The sequence below is a fragment of the Heyndrickxia acidicola genome (genome assembly GCF_001636425.1).
GTDB lineage: Bacteria > Bacillota > Bacilli > Bacillales > Bacillaceae_C > Bacillus_AE > Bacillus_AE acidicola.
Genome location: NZ_KV440953.1, coordinates 2,256,461 through 2,280,285 on the forward strand (window position 1 = coordinate 2,256,461; position 23,825 = coordinate 2,280,285).

The 23,825-nt window shown below is 40.0% G+C and carries 23 protein-coding genes and 1 pseudogene; 13 read left to right on the forward strand and 11 right to left on the reverse strand.

What is annotated here, in order from left to right; translation table 11 throughout:
* Positions 1 to 58: 58 nt before the first annotated feature.
* Positions 59 to 826: an alpha/beta fold hydrolase gene (locus A5N88_RS10565; RefSeq protein ID WP_066265631.1), complete on the reverse strand. Its 768-nt coding sequence runs from the start codon at positions 824 to 826 to the stop codon at positions 59 to 61.
* A 350-nt stretch (positions 827 to 1,176) separates the two neighbouring features.
* On the opposite strand from A5N88_RS10565, the gene A5N88_RS10570 reads away from it, so the two are divergent.
* From A5N88_RS10570 to A5N88_RS10575, 3 genes are all read left to right on the forward strand, one after another.
* Positions 1,177 to 1,986: a Cof-type HAD-IIB family hydrolase gene (locus A5N88_RS10570; protein WP_066265633.1), complete on the forward strand. Its 810-nt coding sequence runs from the start codon at positions 1,177 to 1,179 to the stop codon at positions 1,984 to 1,986.
* Between the two features lie 97 nt (positions 1,987 to 2,083).
* Entirely contained in the window at positions 2,084 to 2,239 is a 156-nt protein-coding gene (locus tag A5N88_RS25505; RefSeq protein WP_198160237.1) for a hypothetical protein, read from the forward strand.
* The gene (locus tag A5N88_RS10575; protein WP_066265639.1) at positions 2,239 to 2,436 is read left to right on the forward strand and encodes a DUF3813 domain-containing protein; all 198 of its coding nucleotides are present in this window, start codon (positions 2,239 to 2,241) and stop codon (positions 2,434 to 2,436) included. The genes A5N88_RS25505 and A5N88_RS10575 overlap by 1 nt, the downstream gene beginning before the upstream one ends.
* Positions 2,437 to 2,452: 16 nt before the next feature.
* Here A5N88_RS10575 and A5N88_RS24880 read toward each other — a convergent pair.
* The 3 genes and pseudogenes from A5N88_RS24880 to A5N88_RS10585 form a co-directional block, all read right to left on the reverse strand.
* Positions 2,453 to 2,659 (reverse strand): annotated as a pseudogene (locus tag A5N88_RS24880) (hypothetical protein); the annotation flags it as partial.
* A 12-nt stretch (positions 2,660 to 2,671) separates the two neighbouring features.
* Positions 2,672 to 2,896: a hypothetical protein gene (locus tag A5N88_RS25510; RefSeq protein ID WP_066265640.1), complete on the reverse strand. Its 225-nt coding sequence runs from the start codon at positions 2,894 to 2,896 to the stop codon at positions 2,672 to 2,674.
* Between the two features lie 56 nt (positions 2,897 to 2,952).
* Complete coding sequence (locus A5N88_RS10585) at positions 2,953 to 3,807, reverse strand: YitT family protein (RefSeq protein WP_066265642.1); 855 nt, start codon at positions 3,805 to 3,807, stop codon at positions 2,953 to 2,955.
* Positions 3,808 to 3,999: 192 nt separating this feature from the next.
* On the opposite strand from A5N88_RS10585, the gene A5N88_RS10590 reads away from it, so the two are divergent.
* The 4 genes from A5N88_RS10590 (at position 4,000) to A5N88_RS10600 (ending at position 7,193) form a co-directional block, all read left to right on the forward strand.
* Positions 4,000 to 4,857 (forward strand): DegV family protein, encoded by an 858-nt coding sequence (locus A5N88_RS10590; RefSeq protein WP_066265645.1) that lies wholly within the window; start codon positions 4,000 to 4,002, stop codon positions 4,855 to 4,857.
* Positions 4,858 to 4,940: 83 nt separating this feature from the next.
* Positions 4,941 to 5,072 (forward strand): DUF3941 domain-containing protein, encoded by a 132-nt coding sequence (locus tag A5N88_RS24315; protein WP_083953110.1) that lies wholly within the window; start codon positions 4,941 to 4,943, stop codon positions 5,070 to 5,072.
* Between the two features lie 191 nt (positions 5,073 to 5,263).
* Entirely contained in the window at positions 5,264 to 5,755 is a 492-nt protein-coding gene (locus tag A5N88_RS10595) for a YajQ family cyclic di-GMP-binding protein (protein WP_066265647.1), read from the forward strand.
* Between the two features lie 565 nt (positions 5,756 to 6,320).
* Complete coding sequence (locus tag A5N88_RS10600) at positions 6,321 to 7,193, forward strand: SDR family oxidoreductase (RefSeq protein WP_066265649.1); 873 nt, start codon at positions 6,321 to 6,323, stop codon at positions 7,191 to 7,193.
* A gap of 79 nt (positions 7,194 to 7,272) precedes the next feature.
* On the opposite strand, the gene A5N88_RS10605 is transcribed toward A5N88_RS10600, so the two are convergent.
* Positions 7,273 to 8,817: an alpha-amylase family glycosyl hydrolase gene (locus tag A5N88_RS10605; protein ID WP_083953111.1), complete on the reverse strand. Its 1,545-nt coding sequence runs from the start codon at positions 8,815 to 8,817 to the stop codon at positions 7,273 to 7,275.
* 353 nt (positions 8,818 to 9,170) lie between these two features.
* Here A5N88_RS10605 and A5N88_RS10610 point away from each other — a divergent pair, with 353 nt between their 5' ends.
* Complete coding sequence (locus tag A5N88_RS10610; RefSeq protein WP_066265650.1) at positions 9,171 to 9,737, forward strand: DUF2777 domain-containing protein; 567 nt, start codon at positions 9,171 to 9,173, stop codon at positions 9,735 to 9,737.
* 348 nt (positions 9,738 to 10,085) lie between these two features.
* Here the strand turns inward: A5N88_RS10610 and A5N88_RS10615 are convergent, their stop codons facing one another.
* The 3 genes from A5N88_RS10615 to A5N88_RS10625 all read right to left on the reverse strand — a co-directional run bounded on the left by A5N88_RS10615 (position 10,086) and on the right by A5N88_RS10625 (position 12,750).
* Positions 10,086 to 10,457, reverse strand: coding sequence for a YisL family protein (locus A5N88_RS10615; protein WP_066265652.1), 372 nt, complete (start codon positions 10,455 to 10,457; stop codon positions 10,086 to 10,088).
* 117 nt (positions 10,458 to 10,574) lie between these two features.
* Positions 10,575 to 11,471, reverse strand: coding sequence for a fumarylacetoacetate hydrolase family protein (locus tag A5N88_RS10620; protein WP_066265656.1), 897 nt, complete (start codon positions 11,469 to 11,471; stop codon positions 10,575 to 10,577).
* Positions 11,472 to 11,544: 73 nt separating this feature from the next.
* Positions 11,545 to 12,750, reverse strand: a complete 1,206-nt coding sequence (locus tag A5N88_RS10625) for a DUF418 domain-containing protein (protein ID WP_232317565.1) — start codon at positions 12,748 to 12,750, stop codon at positions 11,545 to 11,547.
* Between the two features lie 162 nt (positions 12,751 to 12,912).
* Between A5N88_RS10625 and A5N88_RS10630 the strand changes: the two genes are divergently transcribed.
* The 5 genes from A5N88_RS10630 (at position 12,913) to A5N88_RS10650 (ending at position 14,654) form a co-directional block, all read left to right on the forward strand.
* Positions 12,913 to 13,134 (forward strand): spore germination protein, encoded by a 222-nt coding sequence (locus A5N88_RS10630; RefSeq protein WP_066265669.1) that lies wholly within the window; start codon positions 12,913 to 12,915, stop codon positions 13,132 to 13,134.
* A gap of 41 nt (positions 13,135 to 13,175) precedes the next feature.
* Positions 13,176 to 13,400 carry a spore germination protein GerPB gene (locus A5N88_RS10635; RefSeq protein ID WP_066265672.1) on the forward strand — a complete coding sequence of 75 codons (225 nt, stop codon included), beginning with the start codon at positions 13,176 to 13,178 and terminating at the stop codon, positions 13,398 to 13,400.
* Positions 13,401 to 13,472: 72 nt separating this feature from the next.
* A complete protein-coding gene (gerPC, locus tag A5N88_RS10640) occupies positions 13,473 to 14,090 on the forward strand; it encodes a spore germination protein GerPC (RefSeq protein ID WP_066265676.1) in 618 nt (205 codons plus the stop codon).
* Positions 14,080 to 14,256, forward strand: a complete 177-nt coding sequence (locus A5N88_RS10645) for a spore germination protein GerPD (RefSeq protein WP_066265682.1) — start codon at positions 14,080 to 14,082, stop codon at positions 14,254 to 14,256. Before gerPC ends, A5N88_RS10645 begins: the two co-directional genes overlap by 11 nt.
* A gap of 5 nt (positions 14,257 to 14,261) precedes the next feature.
* Entirely contained in the window at positions 14,262 to 14,654 is a 393-nt protein-coding gene (locus A5N88_RS10650) for a spore germination protein GerPE (RefSeq protein ID WP_083953112.1), read from the forward strand.
* Positions 14,655 to 14,884: 230 nt separating this feature from the next.
* Here the strand turns inward: A5N88_RS10650 and A5N88_RS10655 are convergent, their stop codons facing one another.
* The 3 genes from A5N88_RS10655 to addB all read right to left on the reverse strand — a co-directional run bounded on the left by A5N88_RS10655 (position 14,885) and on the right by addB (position 23,697).
* Positions 14,885 to 15,499: an FMN-binding negative transcriptional regulator gene (locus A5N88_RS10655; RefSeq protein WP_066265688.1), complete on the reverse strand. Its 615-nt coding sequence runs from the start codon at positions 15,497 to 15,499 to the stop codon at positions 14,885 to 14,887.
* Between the two features lie 960 nt (positions 15,500 to 16,459).
* The gene (gene addA, locus A5N88_RS10665) at positions 16,460 to 20,215 is read right to left on the reverse strand and encodes a helicase-exonuclease AddAB subunit AddA (RefSeq protein ID WP_066265692.1); all 3,756 of its coding nucleotides are present in this window, start codon (positions 20,213 to 20,215) and stop codon (positions 16,460 to 16,462) included.
* Positions 20,212 to 23,697, reverse strand: a complete 3,486-nt coding sequence (addB, locus tag A5N88_RS10670; protein WP_066265695.1) for a helicase-exonuclease AddAB subunit AddB — start codon at positions 23,695 to 23,697, stop codon at positions 20,212 to 20,214. The genes addA and addB overlap by 4 nt, the downstream gene beginning before the upstream one ends.
* Positions 23,698 to 23,825 lie beyond the last annotated feature (128 nt).

Consider the following 23,825-nt stretch of genomic DNA (forward strand, 5'->3'; position numbering starts at 1 on the left):
CCCACTTCCTTTCTAAATTTTATCTTAACAAATTTAATGCATTGTATAAAGCAAATGGCTATAACCATTTTTCGAACCACTTTACGGATTCAAGAACACCCTTCCTGGATACCTTATGTCCAGCCTGTGGATCTGTTATAAAGCCAAGTCTATCTTCCCTGCCTTTATATTCATCTTGAATGGACTCATAGAACTCATGGGCAAACTGATAAGGCACTAAAGGATCCTTTATTCCATGCCAAAAAAGAAGGGGCATATGCCGAAGCTTTTCCGTCTGATTGCTTACATCATAAGGACGTACCAGCTTAAACTGTTCTTCCAGCTCTGAATCACTGAACGGCAGCTGCACATTATTTTCTTTCAAGTGAGCAATTTGGGCTCGGGCAAGCCTTTCATATTGAGGACATCCCATCAAACTGACGGCTGCTTTTATCCAATTATATTGAGTAATAGCCCCAAAGACAGCAATCCCCCCCATGGAGGTACCTACCAAACCAATTCTTTCTTCGTCCGCCAATCCTTTTGCCACGTAAAAATTCTTTATGGTTCCTGCTTCCTCAATCAGCTGCATAACAATATGCCAAAACTGATACATCAGTTCGGATTCATTAAGGCCCGCATCCCTTTCACCATGCCCTGGTGCTTCAGGCAACACCACTCTGAACCCTTTTTCTGCATATAAATAAGCATAATGTAGATTATGTTCTTTAGCGGAAGTAAAGCCATGTAAAAAAAGGATAAAGGGCAATTTGGCATTTTGATTTGATGCTTGTACAATATGCAATAAAGGAACATCGTTGACTGTTTCTTTCGTAATATTTATCATATCTTTCTCCTTCAATAGCTAACCCTTCTAATGAGCACCATTTTTTAGTATATTGTAATTATCATCTAGTTTATCAAATCTCTTTTTCTTTTCCTAAACATATACATACAAAATCATTATTCCTTACATTTAGGCTCTGATAAAGAACAATGTTGATTAGAACTGATAAGTGAGACCCTGCAGGAGCTCGCAATGAGGAGGCTTCCCTGCCTTCAGAGGAAATCAACAGACAAGATGAACAGAGCCTGCATTTAAAAGGGAATGGGATGCTAAGGAAAAAGCGCTTGGAGTTTTTCAGGGCGCTACTTCTTAACATAAAACAGATAGAATAGAAATGAGGAGAATTCAGGATGACGAGCCCATATTTAATTGCTTTAGACTTAGACGGAACCTTGTTGACAGACAAAAAAACAATCACAGCAAGAACAAAAGAAACCATCGCAAAAGTCAGAAATCAGGGTCATATTTTTATGATTTCTACAGGCAGGCCGTTTCGCTCAAGTGTCCAGTTTTATAATGAGCTGCAGCTGGATTCCCCAATCGTAAACTTTAACGGAGCATTCGTACACCATCCATTAAACCGGGAATGGGGTATTTATCACCAGCCAATGTCCCTTGATGTAGCGAAGGACATTGTGAATGCCAGCCATAATTTTAAATTATTTAACATCATTGCAGAAGTTATTGATGATGTTTATCTTCATTATCATGATGAAAAACTGCTTGAAATTTTCTGCAAAGACAAACCCAGAATTACAACAGGGGATCTAAGAACTTTTTTACGTGAAGATCCTACGAGCTTGTTAATACACGCAGATGTAAAGGATGTACCCTCAATACGAAAGCATTTAAGCGACGTCCATGCCGAAGTAATTGATCATCGGCGCTGGGGCGCTCCTTTTCACATCATTGAGATCGTGAAGGCAGGGTTAAATAAAGCACTGGGGATTCAGCGTGTTGCTGATTATTATCAAATTCCAAGAGAAAATATTATTGCCTTTGGCGATGAAGACAATGACCTTGAGATGCTTGAGTATGCGGGAATTGGAGTCGCTATGGATAATGCAATTGAGGCATTAAAAAATATTTCTAATGAAGTGACTTTATCCAATGAGGAAGACGGAATAGCAGTGTTTTTAGAAAATTATTTTAACCTCTAATCGTCATTTATTACCTGATTATCACAACAAGACAGGGTTATACTAAGATTTGAGCACAGGTTATGTGTTCAACTTCTACTATAAGGCGGTGTTTCGCTTGGGTAAAAGGAATAAATCGAAACGTTTTGTTCAACAAGGAAAAGATGCAGTCACAAAGCACGCTGAACAATTTCCGTATCGTTCCACATACGCTGAAGCAGAAGCGCGTCAAATAGACTTTATGAAGGAATCCTCATTGGGAGGAATTGAATAATGGCAAACAGGCTTTTCCAACAAGCCAGACAATTCGTTGAACTGGCAAAAGAAGCGGCCTCTGAGGGAAATAAAACAGAACAGCTTTCTGCTGCTGAAAAAGCAAAAAATGCTTTAAGCTCAGCTTATGCTAATTCTACAACCGCTGAACAGCAGCAATTACGCGAATTATCAAATGAACTAGAGCAATTAAAATAGCTGCCAGCCTTGGCAGCTATTTTTTTGGATGGATTTCAAATTCCTTTACTGCGATAAATGGATGCCTTACTGCTCGTCCATTTATTTGTCTGGGAAGAAGACTGGCTCTTAATACGTAATGTCCTCCAGGGATGCCATCGTTCTTGGTGTAATTCCATTCAGCTTTCCACAATTTTTTCTCTCCGGGACGCAATGTAATATGCTGGATAGCCTGTAAATAATACTTTCCATGACTTTAAGTGAAAATTTTGACACGGCCATTATCATATATGGTGAAATCAAAAAATTTAGTCGTTGGAAAAACCAATGACACCGTCGTAGTCGACTTATTTTCTGCTATTAGCTCAAGCTGCAGGCTGGAGCCAGTATCTGTTGTTCGAATCTCCCATTCTAACTCCTTTTTCGAATCAAGCGGATATCCCTGGTGTTGAAACAGAAGTACAGCCAGTAATCCAATCACTTTTAAAATCGCGAAAGCCCCCTGTCCTAATGAAAGATACTCTTACTGCAGCCATATCAATCCTTTCGAAAAAATCCAAAAACGTTTGTAGTTTCTACAATGTTTGTAAAGGCCTTGTTGTCCACATCTTTTATAATTCGTTCCAAATCGTAAAGCTCATAGCGAGTAATGACAATCATCAGCATATTTCTATCTTCGTTGGAAAATGCCCCCTTTGCCGGCAGCACGGTAATCCCCCGAACAAGCTTGCTATGTATCGCTTTCTTCATCTCATCCGATTTTTTGGTAATAATCATAACGGTCAGCTTCTGATATCTTGTATGTATAGCATCAATCACCCGAATGCTTGCATATAAAGAGACAAGCGTATAAAGAGCTTTATCCCAGCCGTAAAGTGCACCTGCAGTTATAATGATGACACCATTCAACATAAAAAAATAATTGCCTACGGGTTTGTCCTTCATTCTGGAAAGCACCATTGCAATAATGTCTAATCCCCCGGTAGACGCACCGAATTTCAACGTGATTCCCACTCCAATAGCTGCCAGAATTCCTCCAAATACCGAATAAAGGAGAATATCGCCTGTAGCATGATGAATCGGAATTACTTCCAGCAGCACAGACATAAAAATGACGGATATAAAACTGTATAAAGTAAAGGATCTTCCCACCTTCATCCATCCTAATATGGCAACTGGTATGTTAAACAAAAACAGGAGCAACCCTGTTGTAAGGTGAAGCGGGGTATACTCTGTTACAATTTTCGAAATCAACTGGGCAATCCCTGTAAATCCACTTGCATACACATTAGCAGGCTTTAAAAACCAGTTCATCGCAATTGCGTTAAAAACAGCGCCTGCAAACACGACCACTAGTTTCTTGGTATGCTCCCAAATTAATTCTTGTTTCATTTTACTTCCCTCCATACGCTACAATTATCTGCTCTTTTCTATCCATTCCCATCTTCGGTTTAAACTAACATGAAATATCCTTTTTGCTTATTATTTTTCTCTCTTGGCTTTTTAATAGCTTTTTCCGAAAATATTGTGGTTTTAGGGAAAAATAGGTACACTGTTGATAAAACAATTTAGAAGGTGGCTAATATGAACGTTCGATTATTCGCTGACAGTGCATGTGATTTACCACTGTCTTTTTTTAAAGAAAAAAATGTAACCTTGATTCCTTTGCAGGTCAACATTGATGATCGCTTATATAAAGATTTAGAAACAATCGATCCAAAGGATATCTTCAAAGAAATTCGTGAAGGAAAACTGCCAAAAACGTCTCAGCCTAATCCACAAACATTCCAGGATTTATTTAAAGAGCTTGCCGTTTCAGGAGAGCCGGGCATTTATATGGCTTTCTCATCTGAGCTTTCAGGAACGTGCCAGACAGCTATAATGGTCAGGGATCAAGTAAAAGAAGACTTTCCCGATCTGGATCTTACTATAATTGATACGAAATGTGCTTCCATTGGCTATGGGCTTGTGGTTCAGCATGCAGCAGAGCTTGCTTTGAACGGAGCATCTAAGGAAGAAATTATTAAAACAGCTGAATCTAGAAGCGAGCACATGGAGCATTTGTTTACCGTGGAGGATCTGGACTTCTTGGCCCGTGGAGGAAGACTTTCTAAAGCCTCTGCTTTTTTAGGAGGTCTTTTAAATATTAAGCCTTTGCTGCATGTTGAAAATGGAAAATTGATTCCTCTCGAAAAGCTGCGCGGCAAAAAAAAGCTATTAAAAAGAATGCTTGACGTTATGGAAGAAAGAGGGACAGACCTGCAAAATCAAGTGGTGGGAATCAGCCACGGCGATGATGAAGCAGCAGCCTTGGAATTAAAGCAGCTTATAGAAGAGAGATTTGGGACAACTGCATTCTACATTAATACAATTGGTGCCGCAGTTGGGTCTCACGCCGGTCCGGGTACAATGGCCTTATTCTTTTTAAACGATACGCATTGATCCCTTATACATATTTCTATTCCCCCTGGAAATAGTAGTAGTATGCAGCACGCTAATGCATTGCTTTGAAAGGGGGATTCTCGATGTCTCACACATCCGATAATGATAAAAAAGCGCGTGATAATAATGCCCTTCGCCATGAAAAAAACATGGAGCGAGAAAAAAACCGCAAAGCGGGCAGAGATCAATACTCTAAAAAAACCGATCACTTATAAATTTTTTATGTAAATGTTAAAAAGGCATTTCACTTTTTAAAAAAAGGTGATATGCCTTTTTATGTGTTTCCAATCATTAATGGTCTGTACTGAAATGGCTTTCCTCTTGGAAAATGGGGATGAAAGTTGTCTGATGATATATTATTGTCTATAATGATGATGGAAAAATTATTTATTTTTGGAGGTTTTCCATGGCTAAAGAAAGTTCTTTTGATATCGTTTCAAATGTTGATTTGTCGGAAGTAAGCAATGCCATTCAAATTGCCATGAAGGAAATTACGACCCGTTATGATTTCAAAGGCAGCAAAAGTGATATTAAATTGGATAAAGACGAACTAGTTCTTGTTTCTGATGACGAATTTAAAATGGATCAACTGAAGGATGTCCTGTTTAGTAAACTAATCAAACGCGGCGTTCCTGTGAAAAATTTGGATTACGGTAAAATGGAAGCGGCTGCAGGTGCCACTGTACGCCAGCGGGCAAAGCTTGTTCAAGGAATTGATAAAGAGAATGCCAAAGCCATTAACACGATTATAAAAAATAGCGGAGTCAAAGTGAAAAGCCAGGTTCAGGATGACCAAATTCGCGTAACTGGCAAAAGCCGCGATGATTTACAGCAAATCATGGCTGCCATCCGTGGAGCAGATTTGCCGATTGATGTCCAATTTGTGAATTATCGATAGAAAAGCGGAGGGTAACGGTTATCGGAGACCAGCATAAGTCGAGAGCCGGCTGGTGGGTTTGCTATTCAATCTCTCAGCCGGATTGGCTTATGGTTTCAAGCCGATAGCACCCGGAGCTGGACATAGGAAAGGCGGAGGGCGTTGCTTTTCGGCGACCAGTTATACCATCAAACGTTAACATTGAAATAGATCTACACTTAAAATGATGATTACCTGTCCATTATTGGACAGGTTTTCTTTTTTATAAGCATGCTGCACGCAAATAATCATTAGTTTCCTGTTTACAATGTGTGTTTCTTTAACGAATAAACTGAATATAAGAATTTTACGGGCGAAATTTAGCCTTATTCGGACGATATAGGTAAATACACCTACTCGATACATCTAACTTTATTCATACTTTATTAAAATAAAGCATTAAAGCATCCACTTCTTCCTTTCCCTCTATTTATTCTTATTTTAACGTTAATAAGAAATGTGATTGGGTAAACTTTAATAGTGTGATGGGAGCAATCAATGTGTTGCTTCTTTATTTTTCAAATTAATTTATATTGGAGTGAGAGCATTGAGCAGCCAGCAAAGTCAATCCAAAAAAACATTGCCAAAGCAGCATCAGGATCATCAGCCAGGTACGGAAAAAGAAATGAATCCTCAGCCAGAATACATTCGCAGTAGCTATAAAGGAAGCGGCAAGCTGGATGGAAAGGTAGCTATTATTACCGGCGGGGACAGCGGTATTGGCAAATCCGCTGCCATCTACTTTGCTCGTGAAGGGGCTAATGTAGCCATTCTGTATCTAAATGAACATGAGGATGCAAAAACTACGCGAGAGCTCATTCAAAAGGAAGGAAGAGAATGTCTGTTAATTCCAGGAGATATGGGACATGAGCAGCATTGCCAGGAAGCTGTTAAGCAGGTAATTGAAAAGTTTGGCAAGCTTGATATCTTGGTTAATAATGGAGCAGAGCAGCATCCGCAGGAAAGCCTGCTGGATATTACATCTGAACAGCTCGAGAAAACCTTCCGGACCAATATCTTTTCCTTTTTCTATATGACAAAAGCGGCTCTCCCTCATCTACAAAAGGGCAGCAGCATTATTAATACTACCTCTATTACTGCGTATAAAGGAAACCCACAGCTTATTGATTATTCTTCGACTAAAGGAGCAATACTTTCTTTTACTCGAGCCCTGTCCCAATCATTAGCCTCTAAAGGCATTCGGGTTAATGCAGTTGCACCGGGACCTATTTGGACCCCGTTAATCCCTTCTACCTTTAGTGCTGACCAAGTGGAAAATTTCGGAGGAGACACTCCCCTGCAGCGCCCTGGCCAACCATCCGAGCTGGCGCCTGCATACGTTTATTTAGCCTCCGATGATTCAAGCTATGTGTCCGGGCAAACCATTCACATAAATGGCGGGGATGTAGTAAACGGATAAGAGAATACCAGTAACAAAAGAGAAAAGCCGGTTGGACTTGAATCCAATCGGCTTTTTGGCTGCAGCAGTTTGACAGCCATTATGAAACTCTTTTCTTCCCTTTGTTTTTAGCCAGTCTTACAAATAAATAAAAACCAAGCCAAATGGCGATTAACACAACAAAAAACCAATAATGTATGCCTGTTTCTTTCGTTATCAGATACACTTCAGACGATTCTCTATCCAAAACAATATTAAATTTCCCTTTTTCATTTCTCACAAGGTCTCCGTTCAGTTCACCGTGAAGCTCCGTATTGGCCGGGAACTGATTAGCATTTAAATTAACAGACTGTGATTTGCTGGTATTATTAATAGCAATGACCATGGTTTGACCTTTATATTGCCTTTGATATACACTCATACCGCCCTCTACAGCCAATACCTTCATGCTCCCTTTTGACAAGGCCGGATATTTACTTCTCAGCCCGCTTACTTGATTAATATACGAGATGAGGGTTTGGTCCGCATTAAAATTCATCACTCTTTGATTATCCGGGCTATTCCCGCCGTCTATTGCAATTTCTGATCCGTAATAAACAACCGGAATTTCAGGCTGAGTATATAGATAGGTAAGTGCGAGCTCCCATCGCGTCACAGGATATTGGTTATTTTTCAACATATCTCTCGTAAATCGATCTGTCTGTTCATTATCAAAGTAAGCAGCAAGTACAGAGGGATTCTTAAACAGTTTTTGCTCAAGGCTCCATGTCTGAAATAATGGCTGGGAAGCTGCATCAGGCTTTGAAAAAGCATTCCGTAAAGGATCGTTGAGAGCGTTGTTTAAAATGACATCAAACCCTGCTTCATCTTGAAAAGAAGCCATATCACTAGGGTTATTCGAGTTAAGTTCCCCCAGCAGTATAAATGTTGATTTTGCGGACTTCATTCCCTGCGAAAACTTTCTCCAAAAAAGAACGGAGGATTGATCAGCATTTGGAAGAAAATAACCATCTAGATCTGTTTCCCGGATCCATTCCTTCGCTCCATCAATCAGGGACTTTTCGCTGTCATTATCCGTCAACCGTAAAGCTTCGTTTTGATTTGGAAACCGCAGCCGGCTGTTTTTCGTTGTCTTATGGATCATCACATGGTTCGGCCCGGATTGTACATCCAGTTCCACAATCATCTTCAAGCCTTTCTTATGAGCTTCTTTTACCAGCTTCTTAAACTCAGCTGCAGATCCATAATGAGCATCCGGCTTTGAAAGGTCCAGAGTCTGGGGATGCCGGCCACCTATTGGGCCGCCATTAAAAATGGAGTTTAGCATCACTATTTTGAACCCCATCCCCTTAATATAATCCAGTTCATCTATAATTCCCTGGAAGTCTCCTCCCTGGTAGCTTTCTGGATCTTTTGTATTAACATCTTTTAAATCGTTTAAGGTATTGCCATCTTTAAAGCGGTCCACATTTAAATAATAAATCGGTCCTGTTTGCGAATGGTATTCTTCTTTCGCTATTGCGCTTACAGGCAGTAAGCAAAAAAGGAGAAATGGCAAAAAGATTCGAATGAGCAATTTTCCCAGCAAATTTGTCCCCCCGCGGTTCATAAAAATGTCTTTTAAAACCTCTGTTTCTTTATACATTTTGAAATATCACTTGGATGCATTCATTCGTTCTCTTTAGCACTATTTGTGCTCAAAACTATTTATATTATAAAATTCTGTAATTATTGGCTAAATCCTTTAATTTCACATCTTTTCTTCTTATGAGAGCTTCGTTTTGTTGAACTGGTGCTTTGGGCTATCCATATTTTTCAAAGGAAAGGCTTTGTTATAGGCTCTGTTGTTTTTTAGCTTATTCTTTCTTTTACTGTAAAATGAGCTAAAAAACGAGCAGAAATCAACATTGAAATTTAACACAGCCAAAAGAAAAAAGAAGGTATGAAATGCCTTAACTTTGTCAAAAACGGATGTATACATCTTCTTGGAGGAATGGCATGAATCCACAACAAAGAATGCGTTTTATTGAACATCAATCACGGGCGTTTCATATGGGGACAATTGAAATCATTAACGATCAGTGGGTCTTTTTTGATGAAGAAACAGATGAAGCTATGATGCTCGATGAGTATTTAAACCAAGAGATTGAAGTGTTCAGGCATCATAAATGGTTTAAAGGTATTCTGGCAGAGGACGGACAAATACAGCTTTTTAACGAAACTGTTTTTTTGATGGATCAAATGAATCTTAGAATCAGGAAAAAGCTGCTTTATTCCTTTGAGATGCTTTTGGATGAATACTCAGATGACACGTTTGTTTATTTTCTTCAAAATCTGAATGCTCTTGAATTTTCCATTTATGACTGCATTTATTGCTATAACCATTTATCTTTTTTTCCTGCAGAGGAGAACAAACATGGTGTAAACTTCTTGGTTTTTGATAACGGCGAGAAGATTTGCGCCGTTCAACACCATTTCAATCATCCAGAGCCGGCAAAGGAGCGTTTTGAATATACCTTAAACTGTGGCAAGAGAGTAATAGTGGAAAAGATGAATCCATATTAGAAAAGCGCAAGCGCCTTGTTCATCGGCGTACGGATTTCAGAGTCTTTGACTGAGATAAAGGAATCACAGCGAGGCCATTCACGAGCTGATGTTGACTTATCGTAGGGAGAAGACGTAGAAATTCGCTAGAAGCTAGAGCTAGACAGCAACTACAGTGGTTAAATAATTGATTTAATAAAAAAGAACCTGCATCTTGCTGGTTCTTTTTTATGTGTATTTCGTTTTTATTCTTTAGCATTGCCAGTTGATTTCCGTGCAGGCACTCGCTTTCCGCGAAGAGCCTCGCGCCTGCCGCGCCAATCAATATGAGTGAAAAATCAACATTGATCTTTCAACAGAGCCTATTCATTAAGCAAAAGGATGCCAGCCTAATGGAAGCCTAAGGCCTAAGTAGAATACAGCAAGGAGAAGGATTATGAATAGTACCCAAAAAAGGCCTGTTCCCTTCCCTTTTTTCAAGCGTATTAACAGCATCTCCATTACAGCAATAACCAGCAGGCCTACAAGCATTTTCACGCCATAAAGAGCCGGATTCAGGCTTTGGTTGTTAAAAAATAAGAGGCCTCCTGTGATAATAATCAGAATGTAGAATAGTCTGATGACCATATGGACGATTTTAAAGCCTTTTTCATTCTTGCTGTTATGTAAAAATAATGCAACGATAAATAAAATTAAGGTTATGACCCATGTGGTGATATGGGCGTCTGTGTTATGAAGCATATCGGCACCTCCTTTTTCAAGAATATTCCTTTCAATTTTCCAATCAGTTATACAGCTTATCCAAAAACATGCATGGGCAGCAGCAATAGACTGCAACCATTCCTTTTACACGTTACTTTATTTCACCACGTTTGTCAAAGTTCCAATCATCTCGACAGTGACCTCAATTTTGTCGCCCTTTGCAAGGAATTTCGGAGGTTTGAAACCTTTTCCAACCCCAGCTGGTGTTCCTGTTGCAATAATATCTCCCGGTTCAAGGGTCATTCCCTTTGATAGAACCGAGATCATTTCTCTTATCGGAAAGATAAAATGTTCTGTATTGGAATCTTGGCGAAGATTACCATTTACTTTTGTGGTAATGGATAACTGCTCTGGATTTTCAATTTCAGAACGTGACACAATCCACGGTCCCATCGGGCATGATGTATCCAGACTTTTTCCGATAAAATATTGTTTATGCTTTTCCTGAAGGTCCCGTGCCGTTATATCGTTAATAATGGTGTAGCCGAATATATGCTCCATGGCTTCATCCTGAGGGATACTTTTCCCCTTCTTTCCAATCACCACTGCCAGCTCTCCCTCATAATCCAGTTGTGAGGTCACTTCTGGATGTGAATCGATTTCAGAAAGATGTCCTATCACCGTTGTCGGTGCTTTTGTAAAAACAATCATCTCTGTGGGAATATCTGTTGCGCTTCCCATTTCAATAGCATGGTCGCGATAATTCTTTCCAATGCAGAATATGTTTTTTACCGGTGTGGGAATAGGAGCAAGAAGGCTAATGTCCTTCAATCCAATAAGATATGGCATCAATTCGTCCCGGTCCGTTTCAAGTATACCGGATATAGCATTCAAAAAAGCATCACCTTGTTTAATGGCCTCTAATAAAGTTGCAGGAAATGAAAAATCCTGGTGACGCTGTCCATAAAGTGACAAATTTAAAATGGTGCTGTCTTGATCGAATAGTATTCCAAATTGCTCTTTGCCGTTTGCGTGAAATGTTAAAAAACGCATACTTTCACTCCTATCAGATACATAGTTTCAAAGTCTAGAAAAGAGACAAGCTTTCGGCCTCCATTTGATCTTATCACTTACTGTATTTATTTCCAATAAAGTAGGCAGGCGTCTCTTTTCGTTTTGAAAAGACAGAGCCATAGGTTAAGCTGCGCCAAATTTTTTCTAAAGGGCCATAACGAAACTTTAAAAACCAGCAATCGGCTAGAATGACTAAAATAAAATAAATTCCGATTGCCAGATAGGTTCCATCCTCAATGGTTACTTGTCCGTATAGATCCAGACCATAATGATAAAAAATAAGTGTTCCGATAATGGATTGGAGCAGATAAACTGTCAAAGACATTCTTCCAGCAGCAGCAAGCGGTTTTAAACAGATGGCTCCCCACTTCCAATTCGTAATCAGCAAAATCAACGCTATGTAGGCAAAACTCAGTACAGGTCCTCCCATTTTTTCTGCTATGAATTGATAGGCAAGATTCTCAGTTAGAACAATGGGAAGCAATTTAAGAAATATGCCAGCAGCTGCAGAAAAGCAAAGTATAACCATCCATTTTTTCTGATCTCCTTTTGCCGTCTCCAACCATTTTTGCTTTGAAGCTCCTGCTCCTATAAGAATAAACGGTATAATCCCAAAAATCAAAAATATGAGATTGTCAGGACCATTTACTGCCAGCCAATCCGTCAGCCGCTGCTTCATAATAGCGCCAAGCCCCCCTGACCCATAAGCGGAAATAGAGGATTGTATATTCGTAATGTCAGCATAGATTCCTGCCTGATTGGGAGATACAAGTGCCGACCAAAGTAAATACAAACCAAATAATAAATTTGGGAAAAGAAAAAGGGCAATACCGGAAAAAAGGAGCGTTTTCCCTGAATATTTCAAGAAGCCAAGTACCAACAGGCCGCAAATGGCATAGGTGATAAGGATATCCCCAGACCAAATAAGAAAAGCATGTATACAGCCAATACATAACAGAATAACAAGGCGCCTGACTGCCACACGATAATAATTTTCACTTTTCTGAATCACTCTATCCCGGATCATACTTAGACCATATCCAAACATCATGGCGAAAATGGGGTAAAAGCTGGACTCCGCGAGAACCTCTATCCATTCATAAGCTGTTTTCTCCTCAAATCTCCACCATTCTAATGGATCATAGTATAAAAATGGGGAATGAAACGAAATCATATTGACGATATATATACCCAGCAAACTAAAGCCCCTCAGTATATCCAAAGAAAGGATGCGGTTACTTGGTTCAATAGGTCTCACCAGCTTTTACCTCCTTTTTTTTGATGGTTAAATTATTCAATAATTCACACTTTTATTTCATTATATTTCTTTTCACACTTTCCGTCTATTTAGGCGAATGAATCACCTTTCGCGCTCCTTCTCATATGATATAAGCAATAAAGCAAAAGGAAGTGAACGGCTATGCCCGGTTTTGTAGGTGCCGTTCAGGTACTGAGTATTGGTTCAAGCGGGGTCTTCCATATCGGTGATGTCTTTCAGATTCAGCCGAATTCTGTTGTTAAGACATTTGCAGGGGCTGGGTCATTTAATACAGGGGAAAACTTAAACATTAACAATCAGCAATCTTCCACCAACACATACGATATGGATGGCATTGACCAAGGAAATTATTTGAATTTATAACGTACGCCAGGTAAAAAATCCAACCATATACAGGTGATGATATGAATATCTATGTGCAGCAAAGTATTCAAATAAGGATGATAAAAATTGGCGGCATTTCTAACTCGTCTGTATTTCAAATAGGGAGTGCCGGGATCATTAAACCGGCATCGTATCTTTATAATACCGGGGGCTATACTCAGCCTGCTCCAACAGTTGGCGGGCCACAGGGACAGACAACTCCGCCGTTGTTTACTCCTTCAATCTCTCCGACACCATCAAGATAGAGGAAATTTCCCCTCGGGTTATCTCCTCTTATTCTCTTTAAAAATTGTAATGAGAGCGAGGTATCCTAATAGATGGATTTTAGAACACAATTAAACCAGCTTTATGAATATATCCACTACCAGGAAGGCAAGATTGCAAATTTTGAGAAGCTGATTGAAAAACTAAGCAACGAAATCCAAACCTTAAAGGAAAAGCCTCCTATTAACGTGGAAAAGATTGAATATAAATTTGACCAGCTGAAAATTGAAAGATTGGATGGAACGTTAAATATCGGTCTTAGTCCAACCGATTTAGGGAACATTGAGGATATGGGACTGCCAGCAGCCCAGGCCCCTACCCCTCCTCCATTTTTTAATGCACCCGAATTCAAATCTCAAGCGGCCGGCAGAATCCAGCAATATTTAAATGAAAACCTCAAAGAACTCATTCAGGATACCGAAAACCAATTAAATATGAGGTTGACCCAAGATTACCATGATTTTATTTATCAGGATCTAACAGGACAAATCCCTCAGCGTGTCGACCATTATATTCAAATGCTTTCCAATCAAAACCTCAGCAATGTGACAGAAGACCAAATCTCTAATCAAATTTTTGATCAAATGAAAGCGGATATCCAACAAGCGGTATTTATGTTTTTATCCAAACTGCCCAAAACGATGAATGGAGGAAATCAAAATGGAAATTAACTTTATAAACAGGGAATTATGTGTGGGTGAGATTAATGTTATTGGTGTATCAAGTTCGTCGCTTTTTCTTATAGGGGATGCTGATACCATTCAGCAGGCAGCTACATTCGATACGCCTGCAGAGTCCCTTATCATCGGCCCATTCGTACCATTTACACCAAGATAAGAATCATGAAAAGAAATTCATATGTTGATCGAGTTGAAGTGAATGATATTGCCATCAGTTCTTCTTTTATAATAGGTGATTCTGAACAAATCCTTTGCAGGTCTTATGTATTTGCTGTACAAAGGCAAAAAGAGATTGACTATGGCTTTGAAGGATCACTGGATCCATATCCTGTTTACACGGAGGTAATTCCCCTTCCTCCGATAACCGAGCCAGTCATGATAAAACGGGATAATTCAAGGTCTTCGATCCACGTTTCCAAAGTTGATATTATAGGTTTATCTACCTCTACTGTTTTTCAAATTGGCAATACGGGAGATGCATACTTAGAATCCAGAATCCATCATATTAGACAATTGGAAAATTCTCATGCTGCCCCGGGAGTCCCAAATGAATAGAAAAAGGCATTAAAATGATAACGGGTTCTATTTCGAAGTACGTAACTCGAAAAAGTAAGCCAAAAAGCATACTAAATAACAATCAAAAACACCGCAATTTGAAAGGTCCCAAATTGAGTAGATACGATTAAAAATCTGGGACATTTCATTTTTGCAGTGTTTTTATTGTGAATTAAATGAAAGGTCTGCTTCTGAACCCATTCGTTCAATAAACAGGAAACTAGCTTTTATTACTTTTTTTGTAGATTTTTCTTCATAAGAGTCGCCACTTGTATGTTTTCTTGGTTAGAAGTGTTTTCTAGATGCTTAATTACTAACTCTTGGCGATCCGCAGGATGATTTTGGCTTAATTTAGCTTTCGCTTCTATCTTGCTGATATTTATTTTGAACACAACAATTCCTTTACTCATCCCTTCAATATAGCTTGATTCTATATTATTTAAATTATATTGAGAATCAGGATTTTCATATTTATTCACTAAGTCATTTAAAAAATTGAATACTATTTTTCTCTCATCGATAATCTCCATCTTCCCATATAAGTGGATAGACACATAATTCCAAGTGGGTACCGCTTTCATTATTTCATACCATGAAGGTGAAATATAACAGTGAGGACCTTGGAAAACCGCAAGAACAGTTTGATTTTCAGCATCTTTCCATTGTTTGTTAGGACGAGCAAAATGACCGTATAATGCATTTTCCGATTTGTTTAAAATCAGTGGAAGATGAGTAGCATACGGTTCTCCATTATGCTGAGAAAATAAAGTTGCAAAACTATAATTCTCAATAAAATCATATATTATTTTTTCATTATCAATTTTAAAAAAATCAGGTATATACATAATGATTCCACCTTGTACCAGAATAAATATCTTTTCATTCACATTTTATAAGTTAATCTGTTCCTATGTTAGTACCAGATTACAAATATTTTAAGAGATCAGTGAATTCGTGTAGTGTTGGCAAAAATTCTCTTTATCTTGAGATTAAAGCTTTGGAGTCAAATCAATTGAATTCAATACATATACCAATAATTGGAATAGTCACTCAACATTGCTTATTCCCTTATATTCTTTGTATGTTGGGATAACTGAGAGTACTGCACAAATAATAACATTTTCAAGCAAATTATATGGAGAGTTAAAAAGAAGAACAAATATACTGATAAAAGCGAAACTAAAAATATAATCCCTCAAATAGACTAAGATTATGAAAATTCCTACATATACTTTGTCTTCGCCCACTATTATCCACCTCCATTTGAATTCGTTTCCATTTTATTTCGAAATGCAGGTATAAAGAAATAGGAAAATAGTTAAGGTATTGTGAAATTATTGTAAATAAAATTTTTTAGAATTGTTTTATATCCTTTTACGAAAATCGTGGGCAAGATTATTAGACTTGTAAAAAACAGTCTAATATCATGTGCCATAAAGCATTGTAACTGCTTTATTTATATATGAACTTTACGCTCCGTCCATAACACCTTTATGGAATAATTCATTCAGTATACTGCAAAAAAGGACTACCAAATCTTTGCGATTGATAGCCCTTTTCCTAAGTTTTAGATATTTAGCACTTGAATACAGAAACCGGTATTGAGTCATTGCCTTTTCGGTTTTTCTTAACTCAATACAGTTGGCTGTTTTCGCATAAATTGCTGCTTTACGGACAAAGAATTTTCCCTTACGTTATCTGTCTTCGTGGCATCTTTTCGTATACTATTCACAAGTATTAATACTGAATATATATTTAAAATGGTATTTTTGTGTCCAATAGCAACAAAGTATACGAAAAGAGCCTTACAGCTTGAGCAAATGCCCTCCGTCAAAAAAGTATAAGTACTTTTCCAAAACAGGCTTTTTCCAGATCCTCTCTAACGCTTTTTGGTAGAAGTCCAACTGGGTTCTATAGCGGTCTTCAAGGATAGGTTTTGCTTGCTCAAAACCGCCTTTATAACGTTCCTCGATGGAATCAGATTTGTAATCCAATAAAATCAAGCCGCCGTCTTCCTCAATAATACAATCAATAATTCCCTGAACAAGGATGGACTGATCCCCTACGCTATCGGCACCATAAATTTCCGATGCAGGAATGGCCAAACTAAAAGGCGTCTCTCTATGGACATGTTCAGCAGTTAACAGGCTTCTGCCAAGCTCTGTATAAAAGAATTTCTCAAGCTGCTGGCAAGGAATAGCCTCCCTTTGTTCTTCGGTCAATAGCTCCTTCGATTGCATGGAGTCTAGTAAGGCGCCAATACTCTCTTCACTAGGTGTTTCCGTAAATGGGATATGCTGCATGACCATATGCATGGCAGTTCCCCGTTCTGCCGGGGAAAGAGATTTGTCCTGCATGAACTTTGGCCGATTAAAAATAGGCTTTTGATACTTTTTCGAAAGATCCGTGGCTGCAGCATCATCTCTTATTTCGTACATCCTTTTCAATTCTGATACGGTTTGCTTAGAACGCATTTTTGTTGCTTGTATATTGGAATACTTCCACAGTAGTCTTTCATGCACTTCATCTTTAAATGTTGAAGTACTATCCATTTTCTTTCCCATTTTAACATGCTCTGTCCAGCTGCCGTCCTCTTCTGCATTCAGGTTTTCAGCATCCTGCAGTGCTTGCTTTGTTAAAATTTCTGTTTGCCATTTCGATAAGTGTTCAGCCACTTCCTTATTGATTCCTGAAATGGGTTCTTGAAGAAAGGTGCAGTCACGATGCCTTAGAAGTGCGGGGCCAATCCAATCAAGATAATTAGAGGCCTGGGCACGTGAATATTCCTTAAGCAGCCATTCAGACGGCACCATGGCTGTTTTCCACTTTTCAAGCATTTTATCCGCATTTTTCACGCTGCCTATTAAATATAACTTTTCCTTAGCCCTTGTTAAAGCAACGTATAAAACACGCATTTCTTCCGCTATGGTTTCAAGCTTTTTCTTTCGTTTGAAGGCCAGCTGTGCCAACGAAGGATAGGTAATTCGTTTTTCAGCATTTGTATACTTGCATGCAAGACCATAATCTTTATCAAGCAAAAAGGAATGATTAATATCCATCATATTAAATTTCCTTGATAGTCCAATCACAAAAACCACTGGGAATTCAAGACCTTTACTTGAATGGATGGTCATCAAACGGACGACATCTTCCTGCTCGCTTAATGCACGAGCAGCTCCTAAATCATCTCCCCGTTCCTGCATCCTCTCAATAAAGCGCAGGAATCGGAATAACCCTCGGAAGGAGGTTTCTTCATATTGTCTGGCTCTGTCATGGAAAGCACGAAGGTTTGCCTGCCTTTGCTTGCCTCCTGGCAGCCCTCCTACAAAGTCGTAAAAATGCGTTTCCCGGTAAAGCTGCCAAATCAGCTCAGAAAGTGCACCCTGCCGTGCAATCGTCCTCCATCTGCTTAACCTCTCCAGAAAGCGCCTTAGTTTATCGTATATCTCTTCATCTTGCGGTTCAGGCCTTTGCGCAGTAAACTGTTTTACTGCCTCATAAAAGGTGCCCTGCTTAGAATGGATCCGAATACGTGCGAGCTGCTCTTCATTCAATCCGATAATGGGTGACCGCAATACGGAGGCTAATGGAATGTCCTGATATGGGTTATCAATAACTTTTAACAGCGAGAGCATGATGGCGACTTCTGTCGCATCAAAATAACCAATTGATAGGTTTGCATAAAGCGGGATGCCCGCTTGCTTGAATTCCTCCATTATTTCTGGAGCCCAGGTCATGGAACGTACCAAAACAACCATATCCCTGTACTGAATAGGACGTTCCGTTCCTGTTTTAGGATCATAGACCGGTTTACTTTCGTTAATTAGATGTTTAATTTTGCGAATCAATAACCTTGCTTCCAGCTGTGACTGTTCCAGCTCTGCAGCATCAAAGCCGTCGACTGTATCATTTTCGGCGGTATCATCCTCTGCTGCTAAGGTATCCGATTGATCAATGACAGATAGTTCAATCGGGAAAGCTGCAGCTTCTGGATAAGCCGCTCCTTTTACAAGCTCCGCCTGGCGGTCATAGTTGATTTCTCCCACCTGGACTCCCATGATCTGCTTGAATAAAAAGTTAGTTCCCTCTAAAACCTCCGAGCGGCTCCTGAAGTTCTGAGACAAGTCAATCCGCAGTCCGGACTGTTCTCCATCCGTTGTAAACCGTTGATATTTATTTAAAAACAGATTAGGTTCGGCAAGCCTGAATCGATAAATAGATTGTTTTACGTCCCCCACCATGAATAGGTTCCCGTCATATTCACTGTCTTTCGTAACAAGGTTTAAAATGGTTTCCTGCACCATGTTTGTATCCTGGTATTCGTCTACGAGAACTTCTTTAAATTGCTTCCTGTACGCTTTGGCTGCTTCAGAAGGCACTCTGGCTTCGCCTGCTTCCCCAGGCTCCGTCAGTATTTCCAGACAATAGTGCTCCAAATCGGAAAAGTCCACAAGACCCTTTTCTTTTTTTACTGCCAAGAACCGTTCAGAAAACTTCTTCACCAGATCAATCAGGGTTGCAATGACTCCGCGCATTTCCCTCATGTCGCGGATAAAATATTCAGGCTTCCTCGAAAACAGTTCATCCCGGACCTTTTCAAGCAGCCCTTTTGCGTTTTTTCTCAGGTCATCCGCCGCTTTAACAAGAGCTGGATCGTATTCATCCCCTTTACAGGTCTTTGCCCTGGAAAATTTCCAAACATGCATTTCAGCAAATAGATCTTCCCATGTCTTACTGCTTGCACTCATCAGCCTTTCCACGATGGCAAGGTCCTCCAGATAGTTCTCTGCCCTTGGAGAGGGACCACCTGGCTGTTTCGAGAGCTCCAACGCCTCCCTTAACATATCACATGCACCCTTTAACTGCAGGTTAATATCAAAGCGTAATATATCAGCAAATGGAAGGGAGTCAATTGTCGCATCTTCAGATATGTCATACATCTGTACCAGCTTGTCCAGCCACCTGTCGGGATTAGGATGGGAAAGTGAAAAGTCGTACAGCTTACGAATAAGATTTTGCAAGGCTAAATCACTGCGATCATTTGTAAAGGTATCCACGGCCAAATAAAAGGACTCGTTGTTTTCCTTGCCATACTCTGACTCGAATAACTCATCTAAAACTTCATCTCTTAGAAGCTCGGCTTCCGTTGCATCGGCAATTCGAAAGCCAGGGTCAATATCCGTTAAATAATAATACTTGCGAATGACCTCCAAGCAAAATGAATGGAGTGTAGAGATGGAAGCACGATTCAAAAGCGATAACTGCTTGCGTAAATGAGAGGAGCCAGGCTGCCTGTCAATGGCTTTTTCAAGAGCCTCACCAATCCGGTGCTTCATCTCTGCTGCCGATGCATTTGTAAAGGTTACAACTAACAGCTGGTCTACATCAATAGGTTTCTCTTCCGCCAGCATCTTGCGGATCATTCTTTCGACAAGGACCGCCGTTTTTCCTGATCCCGCTGCAGCTGCGACCAAGATATCCTGATCTTTGGCCATTACTGCCTTCCACTGGTCATCGGTCCAAGTGGCATTTTCCGGTTTAACCGGTATGTTTGTTTTCATACTGGGCCAGCCTCCTCCTTTATGCGAGCTAATACATCGCCTGATTTTTGCGGTGTCAACATCCGATACTGGTTATCCTCCAAAGATTGATCGAATTGGCAGACAGACCGGAATGAACAAAACTCGCATGGCGTTTTCTTTTTTAATTTATACGGCGAGATATCCACTGTTCCCGATGCAATGGCATTTCCAGATGATTCGTAGAGATTGCGAACGTATTTTTTTAAATGCTTAAATTCATCCTGGCTGGCTGTCTGAGAATGGGCGGCTAAGTTCCCATCCTTTTTTAGACCTGCTGAGATAATTTGCGAACTGCCCGTTTCAAGAGTCTGATCCATCAGCTTAATGATATCTGTATTGCCTAAAAGCAAGCCTTTCATCTTAAAGCTCTTGAAAATTTCTTCTTCAATTTCCTCCATCGTAAGGACCTTGTTGCTTGAAACAACAGGATTATGGAGATGGAAATATAAGACGCCGGCAGGGACAGCTTCCGATCCCACCAGTTTGTTTGAATGCGTCACAATGACATCCAAATACGTAAGCATCTGTAGGGCAAGGCCATAGTAAACTTCTGTCAGCTCAAGGTCACGGGAGCTTGATTTGTAATCAATAATTCTCAAGTACACTCCGTTTGAGTCCTCCGCTTTATCCACTCTGTCAATCCGACCCTGCAGCTGCATCCTAGTTCCATTCCGTAATGAGAAACTAAGCGGAGGCAAAGCGGCTTCCGGGCCAAATGCAAGCTCCATGCCAACGGGAACAAAGCCGCTCACCTTTGCGTGCTCACTAAGGATGTGAGATGCTCTCCCGATTACCTGCTCTAATTTTCTTTTTATATAAAAATGCCTGTTCGAGCTTAACAAAATTTGGTGCTGAAGCTTGGGAGCCAAAAAGTTCACTGCCTCCTTTGCAAGATATGCACACTGTTGTTTTGATAAAGAGGCCCATGTTAATCCCTGCCGCAGAATCTCCTCAGAAATCCATTTCAGCGCCCCATGGAAAAGATCTCCGATATCCGGCGCCTCCAGGCGGTAAATTTCTCTTTCCCGAAGCTTTAGTCCATGTGTCGCGAAATGTGAAAACGGACATCCATGAAAAAGCTCCATCCTTGAAACACTTGCCAATATCTCCTCGCCATAAAGGCTCTTGCTTGTAGTCTCTGACAGCGGCAAAGCCTTGTTTTGGAAGAATATACTTGATAGGACATGAACAGCCTTCTCTTTCCACTTTGTGCTTTCCACATAAAAGTTATAGACATCCCACCAGAAATCCGCAACAGGATACAGGCGTTTTTTCAACTGAAGCTGTGCTGTTAAATAGGAAATAGCCGTATTAGGGTGAGATATATAGTCTATCTGCATGTCTTCCATTAGTTCAGATGGTTCATTTACATCTAATTTTTCCTGGATATAAGGAAACATCTCTTTCAATCTTTTAATATAGGAGGATGGAAGCAAGGCCTTACCTTCCTCATTTGCCAATGGATAAGATATAAATAATTGCTGTGACGGTGTCGTTAATGCTTTGTATGCAATAAATTCTTCATCCAATAGCCTTGTTTTGCTGCTTGGAGCAATGGACAAACCTTTACTTAGAAGGGCTTCCCGATCATCATCCGCCAGTATGCCATCTTCTGTTATTCTTGCAGGGATAACTCCATCATTTAATCCAAGCATAAAAGCGGCCGTTATATTTGAAAGCCTTGAAAGCTCCAAATTCGCAACAAGAACCTGGTCCAGCGCTGGAGGTACTATAGCAAATTTCATAGATTCCAAGCCTGCATCGATAATTTTAGAGAATTGTTTTAAGGTAATAGATTGATCTCCAAGCATTTCTACAAATTGATCCATCAAATCAATGACTGAGTTCCATGCCTGATCGTGTTCACGTGCCGTTACCAGATCTTCACGATCTTCTGCTTCCAATCGCAGCTTTTCAAGCTTGCCAGGAATATCGAGCTCTTCAAGATAAAGATAAAGAGCTTCACAAAGGCTGCGTCCATCTTTTGCACGCTTCAGCCTCCTTGAAAACCTTAGGATTGGAGCAGAAATAAACAAGCGCAATTCATTTATTTCATGCTCAATTTCCCTTTCAGCATCGGTTTGAGGGATAGTTTCCATTTCCAATCCGCGTATTCTCCTGTATGGCCAGCGCTCTTTGCTAACCCATTTATCCCCTTGGATGCCGTGTGCCAGAACATAATTTTCAAGACGGTCCATTTTCTCCCGCAATTCCTGGAACCGACTTTCAAGAGGAAACAGCAAATCTGTTTTCACTGCCCTGAACACCGGTTCATAGCGCCAATGGGAATTCATTATTTCCAAGGTAGAGCGAATAAGCTCTATCAGCGGGTGATTCAGCATCGGCCTTTTTTCATCAATGAAAAAAGGAATTTCATTATCGTAAAATATGGTTTCAATCAGTTCCTGATAATCAGTCCCATTGCGAACCAGTACAGCTATATCCTGATATTTTAAACCCTCTCTCACCAGCCGCCTAATTTCCCTTGCTACACCTTCTATCTCTGCACGGCGGTTCGCTGCCTGTGAAAGAAGAATGTCTGCATGATCATGAAATGCTTGAATCGGCCTTGATTCAAAATTCCCCTCCAGAAACTTTATACTAGGGCTCCGGTAACGCAAAGTATGAGAAAGAACAGTGTCTTCTTCCACTGATATCCCGTTATTTAACACCATTTGATAAAGAGAAGAATACGTTTCTCCTGTCATTCTGAATAGATGGAGGTCATTCGGCACCTCATATCGATAAGACTGATCTGTTGTTAATGCCACCGAAACGCGGGAGCATTTCTTTGCCAGTTCGCCTAGTACAAGGTATTCCTGAGGGGTAAAGCTATGAAATCCGTCTACATAGATCTCTGCATTCTCTAGATAAGCAGACTTGTCGATAGATTCCGAAAGAAGCCTTAAATAATCATCAGCGTCAAGGTATTTACCTTGGAGGTTCCGTTCAAACTCGCTGTAGATCAGTTCAAGATCATGAAGCTTGTCAGTCAGTGCTTTCGTATGAGATTCTTCTTCTACGATCCGTTTCTTTTCAAGCAAATCCTCCGGCGCTATGCAGTAGCGCTTAAATTCTGCCATCATCATTTCAACATGCTCTAAGAATCCCGCTTTATCTGCTGCCCGATTAAAAAGCTTTAAATCCTCTTTTTTATCCTCTATTATTTTTCTGAGCAGCATATTTAACCCTGCACTGGAGAGATGGATTCTGCTTACGCCTCCCGTTTCCTGAAGGATTCGCCAGGCAAGTCGCGTAAAGCTGTAAACCTGTGAACGAATCATCCCCTCTAAGCCGGGCAATGATGCCATGCTGTATTCAGATAAGAATGTCATTTGGTCTGGCACTATATAAAGTATAGGGGAACCATTTGGTTCCTCCTTTAATTTTTTTTGTATTTCATCAAGGATGTATGTTGTTTTTCCCGTTCCTGAACGTCCAATTATAAAACGAAAGGACATGTTTTCAACCCCTTTATCTTTCCAATCGCATATCTACTATTATAATATATAAATAACCTGCACCGTGATGGGAATATTTTTGAAAAACCAAACATTCGTTCTCACTCTATCATACTCTTATTTTCGCG

Bases quoted from the DNA above. Each gene is read 5' to 3' on its own strand.
- A5N88_RS10565 (WP_066265631.1), bottom strand. From the start codon at position 826: ATGATAAATATTACGAAAGAAACAGTCAACGATGTTCCTTTATTGCAT.
- A5N88_RS10570 (WP_066265633.1), top strand. From the start codon at position 1,177: ATGACGAGCCCATATTTAATTGCTTTAGACTTAGACGGAACCTTGTTG.
- A5N88_RS10575 (WP_066265639.1), top strand. From the start codon at position 2,239: ATGGCAAACAGGCTTTTCCAACAAGCCAGACAATTCGTTGAACTGGCA.
- A5N88_RS10585 (WP_066265642.1), bottom strand. From the start codon at position 3,807: ATGAAACAAGAATTAATTTGGGAGCATACCAAGAAACTAGTGGTCGTG.
- A5N88_RS10590 (WP_066265645.1), top strand. From the start codon at position 4,000: ATGAACGTTCGATTATTCGCTGACAGTGCATGTGATTTACCACTGTCT.
- A5N88_RS24315 (WP_083953110.1), top strand. From the start codon at position 4,941: ATGTCTCACACATCCGATAATGATAAAAAAGCGCGTGATAATAATGCC.
- A5N88_RS10595 (WP_066265647.1), top strand. From the start codon at position 5,264: ATGGCTAAAGAAAGTTCTTTTGATATCGTTTCAAATGTTGATTTGTCG.
- A5N88_RS10605 (WP_083953111.1), bottom strand. From the start codon at position 8,817: ATGTATAAAGAAACAGAGGTTTTAAAAGACATTTTTATGAACCGCGGG.
- A5N88_RS10610 (WP_066265650.1), top strand. From the start codon at position 9,171: ATGAATCCACAACAAAGAATGCGTTTTATTGAACATCAATCACGGGCG.
- A5N88_RS10615 (WP_066265652.1), bottom strand. From the start codon at position 10,457: ATGCTTCATAACACAGACGCCCATATCACCACATGGGTCATAACCTTA.
- A5N88_RS10620 (WP_066265656.1), bottom strand. From the start codon at position 11,471: ATGCGTTTTTTAACATTTCACGCAAACGGCAAAGAGCAATTTGGAATA.
- A5N88_RS10630 (WP_066265669.1), top strand. From the start codon at position 12,913: ATGCCCGGTTTTGTAGGTGCCGTTCAGGTACTGAGTATTGGTTCAAGC.
- A5N88_RS10635 (WP_066265672.1), top strand. From the start codon at position 13,176: ATGAATATCTATGTGCAGCAAAGTATTCAAATAAGGATGATAAAAATT.
- gerPC (WP_066265676.1), top strand. From the start codon at position 13,473: ATGGATTTTAGAACACAATTAAACCAGCTTTATGAATATATCCACTAC.
- A5N88_RS10645 (WP_066265682.1), top strand. From the start codon at position 14,080: ATGGAAATTAACTTTATAAACAGGGAATTATGTGTGGGTGAGATTAAT.
- A5N88_RS10650 (WP_083953112.1), top strand. From the start codon at position 14,262: ATGAAAAGAAATTCATATGTTGATCGAGTTGAAGTGAATGATATTGCC.
- A5N88_RS10655 (WP_066265688.1), bottom strand. From the start codon at position 15,499: ATGTATATACCTGATTTTTTTAAAATTGATAATGAAAAAATAATATAT.
- addA (WP_066265692.1), bottom strand. From the start codon at position 20,215: ATGAAAACAAACATACCGGTTAAACCGGAAAATGCCACTTGGACCGAT.
- addB (WP_066265695.1), bottom strand. From the start codon at position 23,697: ATGTCCTTTCGTTTTATAATTGGACGTTCAGGAACGGGAAAAACAACA.